1 pseudogene is annotated in these 359 nt (G+C 56.8%); it reads right to left on the bottom strand.

Annotated features, from left to right (window positions below):
- A pseudogene (locus tag SB816_RS30230) lies at positions 1-328 on the bottom strand (hypothetical protein); the annotation flags it as partial.
- Positions 329-359: the final 31 nt, after the last annotated feature.

The following is a 359-nucleotide window of genomic DNA, read 5'->3' on the forward strand; positions in this document are numbered from 1 at the left end:
GGCTCTTTTGCAGAAGAAGACTGTCGGAAGACAGCACGGCGAGAACCGCATTGGCCTCGACCCTGTCACCAATATCGACGTTCAGCTCATCGATCGACAGCCCATCGACCAGCGGCTGGACGTATATTTCGTCCACGGGGCGGATGGTGCCCGTGGCGATGATACGGTCGACGAGATCGCGTGTCTTGGCATGTGCGACGATGATGGAGGGGAGGTTCTGCTGTTTGACCGGTGCCTGTGCTTCGCCTTCGGCGGCTGCCGAAAGGGGCAGGGCCGTTGCGGAAAGAAGAAGGAAAACAAAGCGGTTAAACGTAAATCTATGCTGCATGTGTCTTGGCTCGCGCAATATTCGATCGCAT

Origin of the sequence: Achromobacter sp. SIMBA_011 (assembly GCF_046535435.1) — a bacterium.
Taxonomy (GTDB): domain Bacteria; phylum Pseudomonadota; class Gammaproteobacteria; order Burkholderiales; family Burkholderiaceae_B; genus Achromobacter; species Achromobacter dolens.